We start from the raw sequence: 2,349 nt of genomic DNA, 5'->3' as shown, positions 1-2,349 counted from the left end.
CTGGAGAACATCGACGACAGGCCGCGCGAGGGGATTACCTCGACCGGAGCCAACGGCCTCCTGGTGCAGCGCTACGGCGTGCTGCCGGAAGTGGTGCCGGTGTTCATCAGCCAGACGCTCTATCAGTGGGAATCCAACACCCGCGGCGCCACCATCATCGGCGCTGTCGGCGCCGGCGGCATCGGCCTGAAACTGTGGGAAGCGATGCGCACCAACTCAAACTGGGCCAACGTCTTCTACATGGTGCTGCTGATCTTGGCCGTCGTCTTCATCTTCGACAACATCTCCAACTTCCTGCGCCGCCGGCTGAGCCAGACGATCCACGACTACAACAGGATCCAGGCTGAGCAGGGGTAGGCTTGTGATGCAGACGCGCAAGTCGTCTCGACCGGCGCCAAAGGATCGACCCCCACTCCGTCGAGCTTCGCTCGACACCTTGTATCTACACGAGAGAGATTTCGTGGGATTAGAGCGATTGAGCCAAGGTCCGGGTGGCCGCCCGGACCTTGGCTTGGCGAAGTCGCCCGTACCACCTGAGGTTACAGCCGCGGGAGAGCTTGGGATCTTCGCCTTCATCACGCACGACCGAACAGTCGCTTGGTTCCAACCGTACGCACAAGGCAGGTTACCGTGAACAGGATTATTTGTGGAGTTGATGTTTCGAAAGATTGGCTGGACGCGCATGTCTGGCCTGGCGGAGCGGCAGCGCGCTTCGCCAACGACGCGGCGGGGATCGCAGCTCTTTGGCTGTTCTGCCGCAGCCATGACGCAGTCCTTGCGGTGATGGAGGCATCGGGCGGCTATGAACGGCTGGGATTCATGCTCTTGTGGGCGCACGGCATGCCGTGCGGCGTGGTCAATGCCAAGAGCGTGCGCCGTTTCGCCGAGGCGATGGGCTATCTTGAGAAGACCGACAGGATCGACGCCGCTGTCATCGCCCACTACGGCGCAGTCAAGAACACTGTGCCGACGCCACCGCCAAGCGCCGCCCAGCAGCGGCTTGCCGCGTTGGTTGGCCGGCTTTGCCAGATTGTCGGCGATGCGACCATCAACAAGCAGCGTAGAAGTGCCGCACGCGACGCCGAGGTATGCGCCAGCATCGAGGCGATGCTGGCCTTCCTCAAGCGCGAGCAACGGCGCCTGGAAGGCGAGATTGCCTCGATGATCGATGACGATCCGCTGTGGGCCAGGCTGGAGCAGGCCTTTCGTTCGCTGAAGGGCGTGGCCGGACGCACCGTCGCCCGCCTGATGGCCGAACTGCCCGAGATCGGCCTCATCTCCAACAAGGCCATCGCCAAGCTGGCAGGCCTCGCTCCCTTCGCCAACGATAGCGGCAAGCGCACCGGCAACAGGCATGTGCGCGGCGGACGCGCCGGGCCGCGTGGCATCCTCTTCATCGTCGCAGCCATCGTGGCCAAATTCGATCCCAATCTCAAAGCTTTCGCTCAACGGTTGCAACAGGCGGGAAAGCCAAAAATGCTCATCCGCATCGCACTCGCCAGAAAACTCCTCGTCATCCTCAATGCAAAAGCACGCGATGCGCGCAACGAGTTCGCGAGTGCAACTTGACACCCCAGATAGTCGCTCTCCCCCGATCGACGGGGTAGAGGAAAGCGCCAGGCTGTCCGAGCCGACGCCTGTCCTCTTAGGCCGAGTGTCCCCCAGGCCGAGGCTTCCTTCCTCTCCCTCCGGAGGGGGGAGAGAGGTGGCTCGGCGAAGCCGAGACGGAGTGGGGGAACCACCTGGCAACCGCCGCGAACGCAAATAGAAAATGGGCCAGGGCGCCTAAGCCGCCTTCTTCCACCCGCTCTTGATATGCCTATACCCCTCCCGATAAACCGCTTCCGGGGTCTCTGAAAAATCCCGCCACACCTTGGTCGCCGCCGCCAAATCCTTGAGTGAGCGGCCGAACGCCTCGATCGTCAGCCAATCGTCATAGCCGCTCTTGCGGATGGCGGAAAACGTTTCGGTCCACGGAATGTTGCCGCGCCCCGGCACGCCGCGATCATTCTCCGAGATATGGATATGCACGACATTCCTGCGGTGTTTCGTGTAGGCGCCGATCGGGTCGGCCTCCTCGATATTGGCGTGGAAGGTGTCGTACATCGCCTTGATGTGCGGCCGGTCGATGGCGTCGATATGCTCCGACAGGTCCGCCATCGTGTTGAGCAGGTAGCATTCGAAGCGGTTCAGCGCCTCGAGCCCGATGGTGACGCCCTTGTTGCCGGCATGGTCGCCGATGGCGCGCTGCGAGCCGACGGAGCGCTTCTTCTCCGCGGCCGTCGGCCCAGAGCCGGAAAAGGACCCGAGCGTCGAATGCAGAGGGCCGCTCAGCGTGCTGGCGCCAAG

At 62.9% G+C, this 2,349-nt stretch carries 3 protein-coding genes; 2 read left to right on the top strand and 1 reads right to left on the bottom strand.

Features of this window, described 5'->3' with window-relative positions:
• Both EN969_RS27050 and EN969_RS27045 read left to right on the top strand, forming a co-directional pair.
• Nucleotides 1-357 (top strand): ABC transporter permease subunit (locus tag EN969_RS27050; protein ID WP_164758523.1); only part of this gene is annotated, 357 nt, incomplete at its 5' end.
• Between the two features lie 273 nt (nt 358-630).
• Entirely contained in the window at nt 631-1,569 is a 939-nt protein-coding gene (locus tag EN969_RS27045; protein ID WP_063169043.1) for an IS110 family transposase, read from the top strand.
• A 216-nt stretch (nt 1,570-1,785) separates the two neighbouring features.
• Here the strand turns inward: EN969_RS27045 and EN969_RS27040 are convergent.
• Nucleotides 1,786-2,349, bottom strand: a 564-nt coding sequence (locus EN969_RS27040; RefSeq protein WP_164758522.1) for a sugar phosphate isomerase/epimerase, incomplete at its 5' end; no start/stop codon positions are given.

It is taken from the genome of Mesorhizobium sp. M7A.F.Ca.CA.003.01.2.1 (assembly GCF_003998945.1).
In the GTDB taxonomy this organism is placed as follows: domain Bacteria; phylum Pseudomonadota; class Alphaproteobacteria; order Rhizobiales; family Rhizobiaceae; genus Mesorhizobium; species Mesorhizobium ciceri.
Note: the sequence above shows the minus strand (reverse complement) of the source record. Positions and strands in the feature narration are given on the sequence as shown.